14 protein-coding genes are annotated in these 16,718 nt (G+C 70.7%); 8 read left to right on the forward strand and 6 right to left on the reverse strand.

Annotation, left to right across the window (positions count from 1 at the left end; genetic code table 11):
• Nucleotides 1-74: 74 nt before the first annotated feature.
• From ABZS97_RS01085 to ABZS97_RS01100, 4 genes are all read right to left on the reverse strand, one after another.
• Nucleotides 75-1,448, reverse strand: coding sequence for a polysialyltransferase family glycosyltransferase (locus ABZS97_RS01085; protein ID WP_356131905.1), 1,374 nt, complete (start codon nucleotides 1,446-1,448; stop codon nucleotides 75-77).
• Nucleotides 1,445-2,449, reverse strand: a complete 1,005-nt coding sequence (locus ABZS97_RS01090; protein WP_356131908.1) for a glycosyltransferase family 2 protein — start codon at nucleotides 2,447-2,449, stop codon at nucleotides 1,445-1,447. The genes ABZS97_RS01085 and ABZS97_RS01090 overlap by 4 nt, the downstream gene beginning before the upstream one ends.
• 148 nt (nucleotides 2,450-2,597) lie before the next feature.
• Nucleotides 2,598-3,911, reverse strand: a complete 1,314-nt coding sequence (locus ABZS97_RS01095; RefSeq protein ID WP_356131911.1) for an alpha-2,8-polysialyltransferase family protein — start codon at nucleotides 3,909-3,911, stop codon at nucleotides 2,598-2,600.
• Entirely contained in the window at nucleotides 3,908-4,891 is a 984-nt protein-coding gene (locus ABZS97_RS01100; protein ID WP_356131914.1) for a glycosyltransferase family 2 protein, read from the reverse strand. The genes ABZS97_RS01095 and ABZS97_RS01100 overlap by 4 nt, the downstream gene beginning before the upstream one ends.
• Nucleotides 4,892-5,089: 198 nt before the next feature.
• On the opposite strand from ABZS97_RS01100, the gene ABZS97_RS01105 reads away from it, so the two are divergent.
• The 5 genes from ABZS97_RS01105 (at nucleotide 5,090) to ABZS97_RS01125 (ending at nucleotide 11,122) form a co-directional block, all read left to right on the forward strand.
• A complete protein-coding gene (locus ABZS97_RS01105; protein WP_356131917.1) occupies nucleotides 5,090-6,424 on the forward strand; it encodes a DUF6716 putative glycosyltransferase in 1,335 nt (444 codons plus the stop codon).
• 32 nt (nucleotides 6,425-6,456) lie between these two features.
• Nucleotides 6,457-7,773 carry an N-acylneuraminate cytidylyltransferase gene (locus ABZS97_RS01110; protein ID WP_356131923.1) on the forward strand — a complete coding sequence of 439 codons (1,317 nt, stop codon included), beginning with the start codon at nucleotides 6,457-6,459 and terminating at the stop codon, nucleotides 7,771-7,773.
• 14 nt (nucleotides 7,774-7,787) lie between these two features.
• Nucleotides 7,788-8,726, forward strand: coding sequence for an N-acetylneuraminate synthase family protein (locus tag ABZS97_RS01115; RefSeq protein WP_356131926.1), 939 nt, complete (start codon nucleotides 7,788-7,790; stop codon nucleotides 8,724-8,726).
• 41 nt (nucleotides 8,727-8,767) lie between these two features.
• On the forward strand, nucleotides 8,768-9,841 hold the full coding sequence (locus ABZS97_RS01120) for a hypothetical protein (protein ID WP_356131929.1): 1,074 nt from the start codon (nucleotides 8,768-8,770) through the stop codon (nucleotides 9,839-9,841).
• Nucleotides 9,842-9,934: 93 nt separating this feature from the next.
• The gene (locus tag ABZS97_RS01125; protein WP_356131932.1) at nucleotides 9,935-11,122 is read left to right on the forward strand and encodes a low temperature requirement protein A; all 1,188 of its coding nucleotides are present in this window, start codon (nucleotides 9,935-9,937) and stop codon (nucleotides 11,120-11,122) included.
• A gap of 14 nt (nucleotides 11,123-11,136) precedes the next feature.
• Here the strand turns inward: ABZS97_RS01125 and ABZS97_RS01130 are convergent, their stop codons facing one another.
• Together ABZS97_RS01130 and ABZS97_RS01135 are read right to left on the reverse strand one after the other, a co-directional pair.
• Nucleotides 11,137-11,367, reverse strand: coding sequence for a hypothetical protein (locus tag ABZS97_RS01130; RefSeq protein ID WP_356131937.1), 231 nt, complete (start codon nucleotides 11,365-11,367; stop codon nucleotides 11,137-11,139).
• A gap of 85 nt (nucleotides 11,368-11,452) precedes the next feature.
• The gene (locus ABZS97_RS01135) at nucleotides 11,453-13,057 is read right to left on the reverse strand and encodes an MFS transporter (RefSeq protein ID WP_356131940.1); all 1,605 of its coding nucleotides are present in this window, start codon (nucleotides 13,055-13,057) and stop codon (nucleotides 11,453-11,455) included.
• Between the two features lie 148 nt (nucleotides 13,058-13,205).
• On the opposite strand from ABZS97_RS01135, the gene ABZS97_RS01140 reads away from it, so the two are divergent.
• The 3 genes from ABZS97_RS01140 to ABZS97_RS01150 all read left to right on the forward strand — a co-directional run bounded on the left by ABZS97_RS01140 (nucleotide 13,206) and on the right by ABZS97_RS01150 (nucleotide 16,633).
• A complete protein-coding gene (locus ABZS97_RS01140) occupies nucleotides 13,206-13,673 on the forward strand; it encodes a MarR family transcriptional regulator (protein ID WP_356131943.1) in 468 nt (155 codons plus the stop codon).
• A 319-nt stretch (nucleotides 13,674-13,992) separates the two neighbouring features.
• The gene (locus tag ABZS97_RS01145; RefSeq protein WP_356131946.1) at nucleotides 13,993-15,213 is read left to right on the forward strand and encodes an amidohydrolase; all 1,221 of its coding nucleotides are present in this window, start codon (nucleotides 13,993-13,995) and stop codon (nucleotides 15,211-15,213) included.
• Nucleotides 15,214-15,571: 358 nt separating this feature from the next.
• Nucleotides 15,572-16,633: a BMP family ABC transporter substrate-binding protein gene (locus ABZS97_RS01150; protein ID WP_356131949.1), complete on the forward strand. Its 1,062-nt coding sequence runs from the start codon at nucleotides 15,572-15,574 to the stop codon at nucleotides 16,631-16,633.
• Nucleotides 16,634-16,718: the final 85 nt, after the last annotated feature.

The following is a 16,718-nucleotide window of genomic DNA, read 5'->3' on the forward strand; positions in this document are numbered from 1 at the left end:
CCGCTCAGATTAGGTCGGGACAGAACCGGAAACAGCAGCTCGACCCCGCTGTTCCCCGGACCGTCGCGCCGAGTTCACTTCCTGGTCCGCACCGCCTTGAGCGCGGTGCCCGCGGCCCGGGCCCGGCGCACCATGCGCCGGGCCGCCGCGTTGCGCGGGAGGAAGGCGAGCCGCGTCGGCAGCCCGCCGGGCAGGCCGAGCGCGGTGAGCCGGCGGCGCTTGAAGAACGGGCCGGTGTCGGGTGCCCGGTGGGCGAGGTAGGCGCCGGCGGCCTCGCGCAGACCGGGGTGGATCTTCGGCTGCATCAGGAAGCCGACCGTGCGGACCAGGCCGGTCAGGTCCCCGGCGTCGGGCGTCTGCCCGCTCTCCAGGTCGGGCAGCAGCGCGTGCGCGAGGGTGACGGGGACACGGTTGCTGTTCTCGTACGGGGTCAGGCGCTCCAGCAGGGTGCCGGTGCCGATGCGGGCCACCGGCAGGCCGTACAGCGCGGACGCGGTGAACAGGGCCGTGGAGAAGCAGCCGACGACCAGTGCGGGACGCATCCGCTGGTAGAGGACCTCGGCGAGGACCGGCGAGTCGAGCACGGTCAGCTCGGCGCCCAGCCGCCGTGCCTCGTCCTCCAGGACTTGTGAGAAGCGGGCCGGGGCCGTCGGGTGCGGCTTGAACACCACGCAGGTGTGGCCGAGTCGGACCGCGCCCCTGAGCATCCGTACGTGCAGGTGCTCCTCCTCCTCGGCGGTGAGGATGTCGAGCGCGGAGAGGTACTGGCCGAGCAGGAGTGCCTGTCCCTCGGCGGGGAGCCGCAACTCCTCGCCGGAGAAGGCGAGTTCGGCGGGTTCGGCGGCTTCGGCGGGCTCGGTGAGTTCGGCGAGTTCGGTGAGCACCTTCACGAACGCGTCCGTCGCCACCAGCTCCGCTTCGACCCCGAACTCCGTGAGCAGCAGCGGTTCGAGGCCGGGCACGAGGTTCAGGTGGAGCAGCCGGGTCACGCGGGCGCCGACCAGCGGGTCGATCCGGCTGCGTGTGGGGCCGTAGCTCATCAGGCCGTCCGCGTAGACGGTGACGGGCGCGCCGGTGAAGATCTGCGCGATGCCGAGTGCCGGGTTGACCTGGAGGGACTCGACGACGAGCTCGACGTCGTCGTCCCCGAGGTCCCAGGCGAGCCGCAGATGCCGTTCCCACAGGGGGACGTCGTCGGGGCGCGGTGCCCAACCGCCGGGGTGGAAGGGGGAGATGGTGACGTTCCACGAGATGACGTCGTCGAAGCGGCCGCGCAGCCGCTCGAAGCCGGGCATCTCGTCGACGGCGGGCGTCGTCTCGGGTGTGGCCGCGTTGTTGGAGACGAGCAGGACGCGCCGGTCGGCGGGTGCGAAGCATCCGGTGTCCAGCGCCGCGGCGAGCGTCGCCGTGCCGTACAGCGTCGACGCGAGGAAGATCTGGGTGCTCACACGCCCACCCCGGCGGCCGTGAGGGCACGGCGGTCGGCCGCGGCGGCGGGTCGGCGGCGCAGCCGGCGCAGGCGGCCGGCGCGCTCCAGGTCCATCGAGTCGAGGGCGTCGTCGAGCACGTCCTGCGGCATGCGCCGCAGCGCCGCGGCACTCCTCGACTTCAACTGCCGTGCCACCGGCGGCTCGAACCGCTCGATGGAGCCCAGATGGTGGGCGATGATCGCGCAGTAGGTGCGTACGGCCTTGGGGAGGAGGTCGGCCGCGTCGCGGTCCTCGGCGGTCTCCGCCACCACCTGGTCGAACGCGCGCAGGAAGTCGAGTTGGCGTACGTCCCCGATCTGGGTCAGCGACGAGGCGATCCCGCGCCGGTAGAAGACGCCGAGCAGCCCCACCGCGGCGAAGGACTCCGCCTCCCGGTGCAGCTTCCAGATCCACGGCCGGTCCTCGGCGGTGCGCAGCCCGTCGGTGAAGTGCAGCAGGCCGCGGTCGGCGAGGCGGCGGTGGTAGATGCCGGCCCAGGCGTACGCGTAGTCGACGGAGGTCGAGCGGTGGGCGGGCAGGATCGCCGCGCGCGGCGACAGCACGACACCCCGGGGCGCGACCGGCACCCGGTGCAGGGTGCGGGCGCGCGCCTGGGTCTGGACGTGGTCGGTGCGCACGAAGTCGCAGCCCAAACGCTCCGCCGACGCGAGGAGTTCGGACAGATATCCGGGCGCGAGCCAGTCGTCGCCGTCCAGGAAGGTGAGGTATTCGCCGCGGGCCGCGTCGATTCCGGTGTTGCGCGCGGTGGCCAGACCGCTGTTCTGTTCGTGCCGCAGGACTATGGCGCCGGGAACCTCCCGTACGGCTCGATCGAGGATCCCGGGGGTTCCATCGGTCGAGGAGTCGTCGACGAGCAGGAATTCGAAATCGTCGCGGGAGTTCGCGCGAAGACTCCTGAGCGTGTCAGGAGCGAATTGCTGAACGTTGTAGAACGGCACGATGACGGAGAGCTTGACCACCCGGCCACGCTAGGGCGGGGCCCGTCCGTATTTCCGGCCACGGAGGGGATATCGGGTTAACGAAGCACGAAGGCTTCGTTAACCCTCTTGACTCCTGAGCGAGTTGAGAATATGTGTGCGACCGGACGCCGGGCGGGCCGTGGACGGGCTACCCGATGGCCGTCCTCTTCATGGTCCGCACCCGCCGGGCCACCCGCCGCACTGTGGCGTTGCGCGGGATGAAGGCGAGCCGGGTCGGCAGCCCGCCGGGCAGGCCGAGCGCGGTGAGCCGGCGGCGCTTGAAGTAGTGGTCGATACCCGCCGGACGGCGGGTGAGGTAGGCGGTGGCCGCCTCGTACAGACCGGGGTAGATCTGCGGCTGCATCATGAACCCGACCGTTTCGACCAGGCCCGTCAGGCTCCCGACCTGCGCCGTACGCCCGCTCTCCAGGTCCGGCAGCAGTGCGTCGGCCAGTGTCACGGGGACGCGGTTGCTGTTCTGGTACGGGGTCAGGCGCTCCAGCAGGACCTCGGTGCCGACGCGGGCGGTGTCCAGCCCGTAGAAGGTCTTCGCGGTGAACAGCGCGGTGGAGAAGCAGCCGACGACGAGGGCGGGCCGGGTGCGCTCGTAGAGGACCTCGGCGAGCACGGGCACGTCGAGCACGGTCAGCTCGACACCGAGGCGTTCGGCCTCCTCCTCCAGGGCGCGGCCGTAGCGGGCGGGCGCGGTCGGGTGCGGCTTGAAGACCACCCGGCGGTGCCCCTTCCCGACGGCGCCCCGCAGCATCCGTACATGCAGGTCCTCTTCCTCCTCGGGCGTGAGGATGGACAGCGCCGACAGGTACTGGCCGAGCAGCAGTGCGGCGTCGGCGGGCAGTTCGGGCAGCTCGGGAGCGGTGGAGCCGATCGCGCCGAGCACCTTCAGGAAGGCGTCCGTCGGCACGGTCTCGGGCTCGACGCCGAACTCCGTGAGCAGCAGCGGCTTGAGGTCCGCCACCAGGTCCAGGTGGAGCAGGCGGCGAACGCGGGTGCCGACCAGCGGGTCGATCTTGAAGCGGGTGGGGCCGTAGCTCATCAGCCCGTCCGCGTACACGTCGACGGGCGCCACGGAGAAGATCTGGCTGACCGCGAGGGCCGGGTTGACCTGGATGGACTCCACGGCCAGCTCGACGGCGTCGTCCCCGAGTCCCCACAGCAGCCGCAGATGACGCTCCCACAGCGGGGTGTCGTCGGGCCGCGGCGACCAACCGCCCGGGTGGAAGGGCGCGATGGTCTCGTTCCACGAGATGACGTCGTCGAAGCGGTCGCACAGCTGCTCGAAGCCCGGCATCGCGTCGATGGCGCTGGTCACTTCGGGGTTGCCCGCGTTGTTGGAGACCAGCAGGATGCGCCGGTCGGCGGGGCGGAAGCAGTCGGAGTCCAGGGCCGCGGCGAGCGTGGCGGCGCCGTACAGCGTGGAGGCGCAGAAGATCTGGGTGCTCATGCGGAAGCGGCCTCCGTCACCGCGGCGGGACGGCGGCGCAGCCTGCGCAGCCGCGAGGCGCGCTCCCAGTCCATCGAGTCGAGGGCGTCGTCGAGGATGTCCTGCGGCAGCCGCTTGAGGGCCGCCGCGCTCATCGAGCGCAGCCGGCGGGCCACCGACGGCTCGAACTTCTCGATCGTGTTGAGGTGGTGGGCGATGATCGCGCAGTACGTGCGGACGGCCTTCGGGAGGTAGATCTCCGCGTCGGGGTCCTGCTGCGTCTCCGCTATCACCTGGTCGAACGCCGGTATGAAGTCGAGCTGGCGGACGTCGCCGATCTGGGTCAGCGACGAGGTCACGCCGCGGCGGTAGAAGATGCCGAGCAGTCGCCCGGCCACCGCGAAGGACTCGGCCTCGCGGTGCAGCCGCCATATCCACGGCCGGTCCTCGGCGGTGTGCAGATGCTCGGGGAAGTGCAGCAGACCCCGGTCGACGATCCGGCGGTGGTAGATCCCCGCCCAGGAGTAGGGGTAGTCGACGGGCGTCGAGCGGTTGTCCGGCAGGATCACGTCGCGCGGCGAGATGACGGTGTCCCGCAGTCCGTACGGCACCCGGTGGATGACCCGCTCGGTCCCCGTGCAGCGGACGTGGTCGGTGCGTACGAAGTCGCAGCCCAACGTCTCGATGCTGGCCACCAGTTGCTCGAAGTACCCGGGGGCGACCCAGTCGTCGCCGTCGAGGAACGTCAGGTACTCGCCTTGGGCGGCGTCGATTCCCGTATTGCGCGCGGCGGACACCCCGCTTTCCTCACGCCGTATGAGAACGGCGCCCGGGAGGTCTTCTGCCGCGCGCTCCAGGATCTCGCGCGTCCCGTCGGTCGAACAATCGTCGACGAGTATGAATTCGAAATCGTCCCGCGTGTTCGCACGCAGGCTCTTCAGGGCTTCTGGGGCATATCGCTGCACATTGAAGAATGGCAGGATGACGGAGAGCTTGACCACGCACTTGACGTTAGGTGGCGGCCCGGCATTCGTCTTGACCATCGGGGAGATCTCAGGTGAACGACGCGTGGCGGAACCGTGAACCCAGCTGATTTTCAAGCCGATCGGTGGCCGATTCGCCATTCGTCGATGTGCTGTTAACCGTTTGTTGCATTCAGGTTGGGCCGCACCTCGAAATGGCTTCCTAGCGTCTAGGACGTGCCAGCAAGTACCACGAAGTCCCCGCGGGTCGCCGTCCTCGCCGATTCCGATACCCGGTGGAAATGGGGTTCGCTCACCGCGAACCGCATCGCACCGGCCGATTCGGACATCCGGCTCGACGGCTATCTCCTGCGCGGCCGTGCCACCCCCACACCCCGCCAGCTCGAAGAGGTCGGCGTCCGAGCGGACTCCCTCCGTGAGGTCACCGGCGTCGAGTTCCTGCGCGCCATGGAGCAGGAGGAGTACGACGTCCTCGTGCTCGCCCTCGTCGGCGGCGCCGTCCAGGCGATGCTGCACGGACTCGCACACCTGAAGCAGGGGAGCGGACGTCGGCCCGTGGTCGTCACCGGCTATGTCGGCGTCGTCTACGAGAAGCTCGCCGACGGCCTGCTGCTGCGGCACGGCGCGGACCTCGTCCTCGCCAACTCCCGCCAGGACGCGGACCGTTTCCGGGCCGTGTACGAAGGGGTGGGCGCCGACGCCGGATCGGTGACGGAGGTGGCGCTGCCCTTCCTCGGCGGGGACACGTACACGAAGAACGACCCGTACACGGTCGTCTTCGCCGCCCAGCCCTCCGTACCGGAGAGCCGCAAGGACCGTACGTACCTGCTCGACCGGCTGATCCGGCACGCACGCCGCCACCCGGACCGCGAGGTTCTGCTGAAGCTGCGCTCCAAGCCGGGCGAACACACCACGCACATCGAGGAGTTGCCCTACCAGAAGCTGGCCCAGAAGACCGATCTGCCGGCCAACTTCCGCCTCGTCTACGGGCACATGGGCGAGGTACTCGACCGCACCGACCTGCTGGTCACCATCAGCTCCACGGCGGCCCTGGAGTCCCTGCACCGCCGTATCCCCACCGTGGTCCTCACCGACCTCGGGGTGCGCGAGGCGCTCGGCAACCACCACTTCGTGGGCTCGGGGTGCCTGGCCTCCTGGGACCAACTCGACGACGGCCACCAGCCGTTGCCCGAGGAGGAGTGGGTGGCACGGCAGGGCGTCGCTGCTGGGGGCACCTCCCGGACGAAGTCTGGGGGAGGCTCGTACGAGACGGCCTTCGACATGGCGCGCGCCCGGATCACCGGGCTGCTCGCCGCCGGTGAACTCCCGCCGCTGCGGCCCTACTACACGCCCGTCACCGCACCCGGCTACCTCCCCGGCATCCTCGCCCGCCACCACCTCGGCCCGGACGGCAGCCCGCTGCCCGGCGCGCCCGCGGCGGACCGGGAGCCCAGCCCCGTACGGCAGATCGTGCGCCGGGCTGCGCGCGGCGCCTACCGCCACGGAGTGCAGCGCGTGGCGCCCGTCATCCGGCGGATGGGCGAGCTGTGAGCGCCTCCATCCCCTCCCAAGGAGTACAGCGAATGTCCCACTCGGAAGCGGGCCAGGCGGCGCACGTCCGCCGTGTGCTCGCCGTCATCCCCGCCCGCGGCGGCTCCAAGGGCGTCCCCGCGAAGAACCTCGCCCCCGTCGGGGGAATGCCGCTGGTGGCCCGCGCCGTGCACGAGTGCCGCGCCTCCCGCCTGGTCACGGACGTCGTCGTCTCCACGGACGACACCACGATCGCCGCCGCGGCCCGTGAGGCCGGCGCCGAGGTCGTCCTGCGCCCCGCCGCCATCGCCGGCGACACCGCCACCTCCGAGGCCGCCGTCCTGCACGCCATGGACGCCCACGAGGCCCTCCACGGCGCTTCGGTCGACGTCGTCCTCCTCGTCCAGTGCACCAGCCCCTTCATCGTCCGCGAGGACGTCGACGGGGTCGTGAAGGCGATCACCGAGAAGGGCGCGGACACGGCGCTGACCGTGGCCCCCTTCCACGGGTTCGTGTGGCGCGACGAGGCCGACGACCCCATCGCGCCGGTGGGCGTCGCCGCCGACCGTGCGGCCGTCGAGGGCGGCACCGACACCCTGGTCACCGGCACGGCGACCAGCGGCGGCTACGGCATCAACCACGACAAGTCCTTCCGCCCGCGCCGCCAGGACCGCCCCCAGGACCTCCTGGAGACCGGCGCGGTCTACGCGATGGACGCGACGGGCTTCCGTACCGCCAGGCACCGCTTCTTCGGGCGTACGGAACTCGTCCGCACCGACCCCGCGCGGGTGCTGGAGATCGACGACCCGCACGACCTCGCCCGGGCAAGGGCGCTCGCGCCGCTGTTCGACGCCGACCGGCCCGGCGCGCTTCCGACCGCAGACGACATCGACGCGGTCGTACTCGACTTCGACGGCACCCAGACCGACGACAGGGTGCTGATCGACTCCGATGGAAAGGAGTTCGTCTCCGTGCACCGCGGAGACGGCCTCGGCATCGCGGCCCTGCGCAAGAGCGGGCTGAAGATGCTGATCCTGTCCACGGAGCAGAACCCGGTCGTCGCCGCCCGCGCACGGAAGCTCAAGATCCCCGTGCTGCACGGCATCGACCGGAAAGACCTCGCGCTGAAGCAGTGGTGCGAGGAGCAGGGCATCGCGCCGGAGCGCGTGCTCTACGTCGGCAACGACGTCAACGACCTCCCGTGCTTCGCCCTCGCCGGCTGGCCCGTGGCGGTCGCGAGCGCCCACGACGTCGTACGCGGCGCCGCACGCGCGGTCACCACCGTTCCCGGTGGCGACGGCGCGATCCGAGAGATCGCCGGCTGGATCCTCGGTCCCTCTTTCGACTCTCTCGACTCCCTCGACAAGTAAGGAACTTCCTCACCATGAGCACCAACTCCCGTCTGCGCACCTTCGGTTCGAAGACCGCCGGCCCGGGCCGGCCCGTCTACGTCGTCGGCGAGATCGGCATCAACCACAACGGCGAGCTCGAGAACGCCTTCAAGCTGATCGACGCCGCCGCCGAGGCCGGCTGCGACGCCGTCAAGTTCCAGAAGCGCACCCCGGAGATCTGCACCCCGCGCGACCAGTGGGACATCGAGCGCGACACCCCCTGGGGCCGGATGACCTACATCGACTACCGCCACCGTGTGGAGTTCGGCGAGGACGAGTACCGCCAGATCGACGAGTACGCCAAGAGCAAGAACATCGACTGGTTCGCCTCCCCGTGGGACACCGAGGCCGTCGCCTTCCTGGAGAAGTTCGACGTCCCGGCCCACAAGGTCGCCTCCGCCTCCCTCACGGACGACGAGCTGCTGCGCGCCCTGCGCGCGACCAACCGCACGGTCATCCTGTCCTCCGGCATGTCGACCCCGAAGCAGATCCGCCACGCGGTCGAGGTCCTGGGGAGCGACAACATCCTTCTCTGCCACGCCACTTCGACGTACCCGGCGAAGGCCGAGGAGCTCAACCTCCGCGTCATCAACACCCTCCAGGACGAGTACCCGAACGTCCCGATCGGCTACTCCGGCCACGAGACGGGCCTGCAGACCACCCTCGCGGCGGTCGCCCTCGGCGCCGCCTTCGTCGAGCGCCACATCACCCTCGACCGCGCGATGTGGGGCTCCGACCAGGCCGCCTCCGTCGAGCCGCAGGGCCTCACCCGCCTCGTCCGCGACATCCGCACCATCGAGGCCTCCCTCGGCGACGGCGTCAAGAAGGTCTACGAGTCCGAGCTCGGCCCGATGAAGAAGCTGCGCCGTGTCACGGGCGTCGTCGCGGAGGCGGAGATCGCCGCGGCCGCGGGCGAGCCCGTCGCGGTCTGAGCACCTCTCCACATCCCTTACGACGGGACGGTCTTACGCCGATGAGCCCCCGCGCCGGTTCCTCCGGCCCCCACACTCTCGCCTTCGTCGAGAGCCCGGTGCAGCTGCTGAACGTCCTGGAGTGGGCGCACACCCAAGCCCTCCAGGACCCCGGCGCGGGGCTCACCCTCGTCGTCCTGTCGCCCAACGACCCCATGACAAGGGGGCAGTTGCGCCGTATGGCTGAGCTCGCCCGCGACGAGGGGTACCAGGTGCGCTGGGAGGAGGCGCGGGGCGGCACCACGGCCCCGTTCCACACGGTGGGCGGCCTCGCGCCCCTGCTGCGCAAGGCCCACCGCATAGTGATGGGCGACCCGTTCTCCCGCTACGTACAACTGCTTCTGACTATCACGAAGGCCCGCGAGCTGGTCGTCGTCGACGACGGCACGGCGACGATGGAGTTCGTCGCCCAACTCGCCCGCGGTGAACGCCTGGTGCGCTGGCACCGGCGCGGCGGCCGCCCGGGGGCACGCGACGTGCTCTTCGCGCCGGTCTCGGGCGCGGCGCGTCGGCGCCTGACCCCGAGCGACCGGCGCACGGTCGAGGTCTTCTCCTCCATGCCCATCGACTCCGCCCCGGACGGCGTCCGTATCACCGCCAACGACTTCGCCTGGACCCGCGCCCGCTTCGGCCCTCCCCGCATCACCAAGGGCGCGGACCTGGTCGGCACCTCCCTCGTCGAGACCGGCGTCGTGGACGGCGAGCGCTACCTCGAAGCCGTCGCCTCCCTCGCCAAGGCCCACGGCGCGACCCGCTACTTCGCCCACCGCCGCGAAAGCGTCGACAAACTCCACCGGCTGGCCGCCGAGACGGGCCTGGAGATCGTCCGCCCCGACCTCCCCCTCGAACTGATCGCCCGCCGCGGCCCCATCGGCCGCACGATCCTCAGCTTCCCCTCGACGGTCGTCCACACCCTCCCGCTGGCCCTCGTCGGCACGGACGTCCGCGTCGCCGTCTGCGACATCGACCCGACCTGGCTGACGGAGAACGCCTCACCGCGGGCGCAGGGGTTCCTGTCGGGGGTCACGGGGACGGCCCGGGACGTGCACCGGCTCACGGCGGTGACCGCGGTCTGACCTTGCCGTTCCGACTCCGCCGTCCGAAACCCTGGGTATCGTGCCGCCCGGGGCGACCAGGGAAAATCCTGGTGCGAAGGGGGAGTTGCACGGATGACGAGCGAACGTTCACGCATGGTGGCCACGGAGGACAGCCACCGGGTGACACCCGCGGAGCTGTTCTTCGACCTGGTGTTCGTGTACGCGATCACCCAGGTCACCGCACTGATGGCGGCCGACCCGACGCCGCTGAGGCTGCTCGGCGGGGGAGTGGTGCTCGCGCTGCTGTGGTGGTGCTGGTGCTGTTTCGCCTGGCTGGGCAACGTCGTACGGGCCGACACCGGGGCGATGTTCGGTGTGCTGATCGCGGTGATGGCGGTCGTGCTGATCGTGTCGCTGACGGTCCCGGAGGTCTACGCGGACGCCCCCGGCGGCCTGCCCGCTCCCCTCCTCTTCGTGCTCTGCTACGGCGCCGTTCGCGTCCTGCACCTGGTCAGTTACTGGATCTCCAGCCCGGGCGACCAGGCCCTGCGCGCAACTCTCCGCCGCACCGCTCTCCTGTCGGTCGCGCCGCCCTTCGCCCTGCTCCTGATCGGCAGCGCGTTCACCGGTCTCACGCAGATGCTCATCTGGCTCGGGGCCGTGGCGATCGACTACCTCGGGATCTACCTCACCGGATCCTCGGGCTGGCGAGTGGCCTCACCGGCGCACTTCGCCGAGCGGCACGGTCTGATCGTCATCATCGCCCTGGGCGAGTCGATCGTCGCGATCGGCGTCGGCGTCTCCGGTCTCCCGGTGAGCGTCCCCGTCCTGGCCGCGTCCACCGCCGGTCTGCTTATCGTCGCCGGCCTGTGGCGCCTGTACTTCCGCCAGCTCGGCGACACCGCCGAACACCGCCTCACCGCCCTCACGGGCGACGACCGCACCCGTCTCGCCCGCGACGTCCACACCTTCCTCCACCTGCCCCTGGTCGCAGGCGTGGTCCTCACGGCCCTCGGCATGAAGAAGTCCCTCCACCAGGTGGCCGACAGCGGCCACTACAACCTCTCCGAGCCCCTCCACGGCGTGGTCGCCTGGTCCCTCACGGGGGGCGTCGGCCTCTTCCTCGTAGCCGCCGCGGCCATCATCCTGCGCACGACCGGGCACCGCCCCCGGGCTCTCGCCGCCGCAGGTCTCCTGTGCCTCTGCGCGGGCCCGGCGGTCGCCCACATCCCCGCCCTGCTCGCGCTCACCCTGCTGGCCGTTGCCGTGCCGGCCCTGTCTCTCCTGCGTTCCTCAGGGCCCGCGATGAGCCGCGCGTAGACCCCGCTTCGGGCCTACGGCTCCTCGTCGCGCCGCCAGGTGAACCCGGCGAGCCCCGTGTCCGCGTCGTGCTCGGTCTCCTCGATACGGCGAGGGCGCCGGGCCAGCCACACCAGCCAGCCCAGCGCCCACCCCACGAGTGTCATCACGACGAGACCCGCGAGCACCAGCCCCGCCGTCCCGAGGAACCCGAACTTCGCCAGCATCCAGGGGATCTGGTCCTCGCCGCATCCGCACGCCTGCATGGGGGCAGGGTGCCCGCGGCGGTCCCGGAACCCACGCCTCGTGGCCCAACAGCCGTGTGGCGGTGACGGTTCCGGGACCGAGGCGTCAGATCCGTTCGGACGCCACGGCCGCCGTTTCCTCGGCAGCTTCCGTCGCTTCCACGGCCGTGTCGTCCGAGGCGGCCACCGGTCCGCCGGTCACCGACGACCCGGCGCCCTTCTCGTCCTTCAGCGGGTGAATGTGCCGCAGCCCGAACCCGGCGACCACGGCGACCAGCGCGAAGGCCACGCCCGCGAGCACGAAGCTCAGGGTGAACTGGGACTCCGCCGGCAGCTGCGGCACGCCCGGCGGCAGGTTCTCGATCGTCTTCGAGGCGAGCACGGTGGTGATCATCGCGCTGCCGATCGCGCTGCCGGTGGAGCGGGCGATGGAGTTGATGCCGTTGGCGATACCGGTCTGGCGGGGCGGCACGCTCGTGACGATGATCGCCGGCATCGAGGCGTAGCCCAGGCTGATGCCGGCGCCGACCAGGATTCCGGCGACGATGACCGACGCCGCGTGCGAGTGGTCCAGCGCGACCAGGGCGAACCCGGCGGCCCCGACGAGCGAGGCGAGGACGAGGACCTTGCGCGGCCCCCGGTGCCGTACCAGCTGACCGCCGATCGGCGAGGCGAGCAGCGACACGATCGTGCTCGGCAGCAGGAACTCCACGGCGGCGCGCAGCACGGAGGCGTCGAAGCCGTAGCCGGTCAGCGCGGACGGCATCTGGGCGAGGTAGGAGACGCCGATGAACAGGGCGAACATGCCGAAGCCGACGAGCAGTCCGGCGAGGTTGGCGAAGAGCACGGGGCGGTGGGCGAACATCCGCATGTCGACGAGGGGTTCACGCACCCTGCGCTCGACGAACACCCACACCACGGCCATCACCACAGCGCCGGCGAACGCCCCGAGCGTACGGCCGCTGGTCCAGCCCCACTCGTGGCCCTGGGTGATGGGCAGCAGGAGCAGCACGAGGGTGGCGCCGAGCGTGAACGCGCCGAGGAGGTCGGTGCGGCCGCCGCTGCGGTGGTCCTCGTGGGTGGCCGGGACGAGGAAGGCGACGGCGAGCAGGGCGAGCGCGGCAAGGCCGGTGGCCAGCCAGAACGCGCTGCGGTAGTCGGGGTTGTCGCCCGCGGTCAGGAGGCCCACGGCGACGAGCGCGAGCCCGCTGCCGAAGGCGAGGGTGCCGCTGACGAGCGCCATCGCGCCGGGCAGCTTCGCCGGGCGCACCTCCTCGCGCAGTACGGACAGGGCCAGCGGGAAGATCGCGGTGGCGGCGCCCTGCAGGACCCGGCCGACGATGAGCCAGCCGAGCGAGTGCGTCACGGCGGCGAGCACGGAGCCCGCGACCATGATGCCGAGGACGGCGAGCAGGGTGCCCTTCTTGCCGTGCTGGTCGCCGAAGCGGCCGAGCAGCGGGGTGAAGACGGCGGCGGACAGCAGGGTGGCCGTCGTCACCCAGCTGACCTGGGCGGACGTGGCGTCCAGGTCGTTCTGGATGAGGCTGAGGATCGGGACGACCAGCGTCTGCATCATCGACACGACCATCGCGGCGAGGCTCAGCGCGAAGATGATCACGGTCTCGTTGCGGCCGCCGGCGGCCGACGCGCCCGCGGCAGGCGCGGCGGGCGCGGCATCGGTAGAGACCCCGGTGGGTCTGGTGGAGCTCATGGGAAGGGGCCTCCGGGCCTTGCTTCGTCTTGCTTCATGTACTGAAAGCTTGAAGTCCTCAAGCAACTCCCAGAAGGTAGGCCCAAAAGCTTTAGGTAGTCAAGTTAATGTTTGAAGTACTCAAGTACCGTGGGTTACAGTCCTGCGTATGAGCGCCAGCACTCCGCACGCCGCCGCCTCCGTCGCCGTTCCCGCCAAGCTCGACCTCCTGGAACTCCTGGCGGCGATCGGCACCGCCCAGTGGCGGGACTTCGTCGGGTCGGCGGAACGCCACGGGATGACCGGCATGCAGGCCAGGGTCATCGCCCAGCTGGTCGTCGCCGGTCCGCTGCCCATGCGGGGCCTGGCCGACCGCCTGGTCTGCGACGCCTCCAACGTCACCGGCATCGTGGACCGCCTGGAGAAGCAGGACCTGGTCCACCGCGAGCCCTCGGCCACCGACCGTCGCGTCAAGAACGTCGTCCTGACCGACAAGGGCCGCGAGACGATCCGCCGCGTGCGCGCCGAGATGCAGGCCACGCACGGCGCCCTGGACACCCTGAACGACGACGACCGCGCCACGCTCTACGCCCTGCTGAGCCGGCTCCGGCCGTCAATGGAGGGCGGCGCTTCTTGAGGGCCGCTCGACCGCGGGGCGCGCGCCCGCAACCGGGGTGCGATCTGTGGGACCGTGGAGTCCTGGGAACGCGAATCGTTCGACGGGACCAGGGTCCGGCCACCGGGGTGCCGGGCGGCGGGACCAGGGTCCGGTCACCGGAAGCGCCGATCGGCGGGACCAAGATCCAACCGGCCGGAAAGCCGGGCGAGTTTACCCATCCCCACCGATAGCTATGCGTCGTACGGCCAGATTTTCTTCCCCTAACGGGCTGAACTTTTGTTGATCGTGGGTCAGTTGGCCGTCCCGTCGCCCTACCCTTCAGAGGGTGAACCAACTGATGTCCCGAGAGTCCGAGGCCGACCTCCCCGGGGATGCGGTGCTCCCCGGCGCGCTGCCCGAGGCACTGCGCGCCGAACTCGTGGCGTTCCGCCGCGACTTGCACATGCACCCGGAGCTCGGCAACCAGGAGTTCCGCACCACCGCGGCGATCAAGGCGCGCCTGGAACAGGCCGGCCTCAAGCCCCGTGTGCTCGCCATCGGAACCGGTCTCATCTGTGACATCGGCGACTGGGACGGCGTACGCCCCATGCTCGCGCTGCGCGCCGACATCGACGCGCTGCCCATCCCGGACACCAAGGCGGACTGCGCCTATCGCTCCACCGTGCCCGACCGCGCCCACGCCTGCGGGCACGACGTGCACACCACGGTCGTCCTCGGCGCCGGGCTCGTCCTCGCCGAGCTGCACCGCAACGGGCAACTTCCGCGCCCCGTTCGGCTGATCTTCCAGCCCGCCGAGGAGGTGCTGCCCGGCGGCGCGCCGGACGCCATCGAGTCGGGCGTCCTGGAGGGGGTCGGCCGGATCGTCGGCGTGCACTGCGACCCGAAGGTGGACGCGGGGCGCATCGGACTGCGGCACGGCGCCATCACCTCCGCGTGCGACCGGCTCGAAGTCTCACTGGACGGCGCGGGCGGCCACACCGCGCGCCCCCACCTCACCACCGACCTCGTCACCGCCGCGGCCTGCGTCGTCACCGACGTGCCCGCGCTGGTCGCCCGCCGCGTCGACGCCCGCAGCGGGCTCGCGGTCACCTGGGGCCGGATCGAGTCGGGGCACGCGTGCAATGTGATCCCGCAGCACGCCGAGCTCTCCGGGACCGTGCGCTGCCTCGACCTCGACGCCTGGCGGCACGCCCCCGACCTCGTGCACGCCGCCATCGACGAGATCGCGAACCTCTACCGCGCCAAGTCCGAGATCAACTACATCCGCGGCGTCCCGCCGGTCGTCAACGACCCGGTGGTGACAGATCTGCTGCGGGACGCGATGAGCGCCCGCCGGGGCCCGCACTCCATCGAGGACACCGAGCAGAGCCTCGGCGGCGAGGACTTCTCCTGGTACCTGGAGCACGTGCCCGGCGCCATGGCCCGCCTCGGTGTGCGTACGCCCGGCGAGCGCGGCGGCCGCGATCTGCACCAGGGCGACTTCGACGCGGACGAGTCGGCGATCACGGTGGGCGTGGAGATGTTCACGGCGGCGGCGCTGCTCGACACCGGAGCCTGAAAAGCCGCGTGACACGGGTGGGCGAGTCCAGTCGCGCCCCTCACCCCTCGGCAGTAGCGTGGTGCCGAAATCGTCCACGACCCGCGGCCCACCATCCGCGGCCACAGTCCTTTTCGGCCGTCCGCAGGCGTCCGTCCCGTCACGCAGACCTCACCCACCGTAAACGGTGGGTGACGGGCGTGGTGGGTGCTGTATCCACAAAAGCACCATTCGATCCCATGGTTCACAGGGGCGTAACCGGCCATCGGCACGAATGGATAACGGCCAGGCGAAACCCCGTTCCCTGCGGGGTCTACGCGCGTTAATGTGCGCCGAACTCAGCACCCACTGCGGGGCTTTGGAGAATGGGGAACTTCCGATGCGTCGAATTTCCAGCCTGACCCGCGTCGCGGTGGGGGTCGCGTCGCTCGCACTCGCCGCCACAGCCTGCGGCGGCACCAGTAGCGACAAGGACAGCGGCAGCAGCAGCAGCGAGGGCTCCGGCGGCAAGGGCCTCGCCATCGCCTACGACGTCGGCGGCAAGGGCGACCAGTCCTTCAACGACGCCGCCTTCTCCGGCCTGGAGAAGGCGCAGAAGGAGTTCGGCTACAAGACCGCCGACATCGAACCCACCGAGGGTGAGACCGACGCCGACAAGGAGCAGCGCCTGGTCTCGCTGGCCAAGCAGGGCTACAACCCTGTCGTAGGCATCGGGTTCGCCTACGGCCCCGCGCTGGAGGCCGCTGCCAAGAAGTACCCGAAGACCAGCTTCGGCATCGTCGACTCCGTGGTCGAGGCCAAGAACGTGGCCTCGCTCGTCTTCGCCGAGCAGGAGTCCTCGTACCTCGCCGGTGTCGCGGCGGCCAAGGCCACCAAGTCGAACGTCGTGGGCTTCGTGGGCGGCGTGGACGTTCCGCTGATCCACAAGTTCCAGGCGGGCTATGAGCAGGGCGTCAAGGACACCAGCGGTGGCAAGGTCAAGGTCATCTCGCAGTACCTGACGCAGACCGCCGCGGAGGGTGGCTTCTCCAGCCCCGACAAGGGCAAGGCCGCCGCCGAGGGTCAGATCGAGAAGAAGGCGGACGTCCTCTACGCGGCGGCCGGTCTCTCCGGTCAGGGCGTGATCGAGGCCGCCTCCAAGGCCAAGGTCTGGGCGATCGGCGTCGACTCCGACCAGTACAACCAGAAGGCGCTGGCCGCGTACAAGGCCTCCATCCTGACCTCGGCGCTCAAGGACGTCGGCGGTGCGGTGTACTCCTTCGCCAAGTCGGTCCACGAGGGCAAGCCGCTGACGGGCACGCAGACCTTCGACCTGAAGGTGAACGGCGTCGGCCTGGCCGACAGCAACCCGAAGATGGCCGAGATCGCCGGGCTCACCGACGCGGTCGCCAAGGCCAAGGCGGCCATCATCGCCGGCACCATCAAGGTCAAGACCTCGTAGCAGTCGAACGGGCGAAAATCGCCCAAGTCGCATGGAAGCGGGGGGGGGGGCGCGGGGGGGAGCGCCCGGGCACCGGGCCCAGGGC

It is taken from the genome of Streptomyces sp. NPDC005485 (genome assembly GCF_040606085.1).
In the GTDB taxonomy this organism is placed as follows: domain Bacteria; phylum Actinomycetota; class Actinomycetes; order Streptomycetales; family Streptomycetaceae; genus Streptomyces.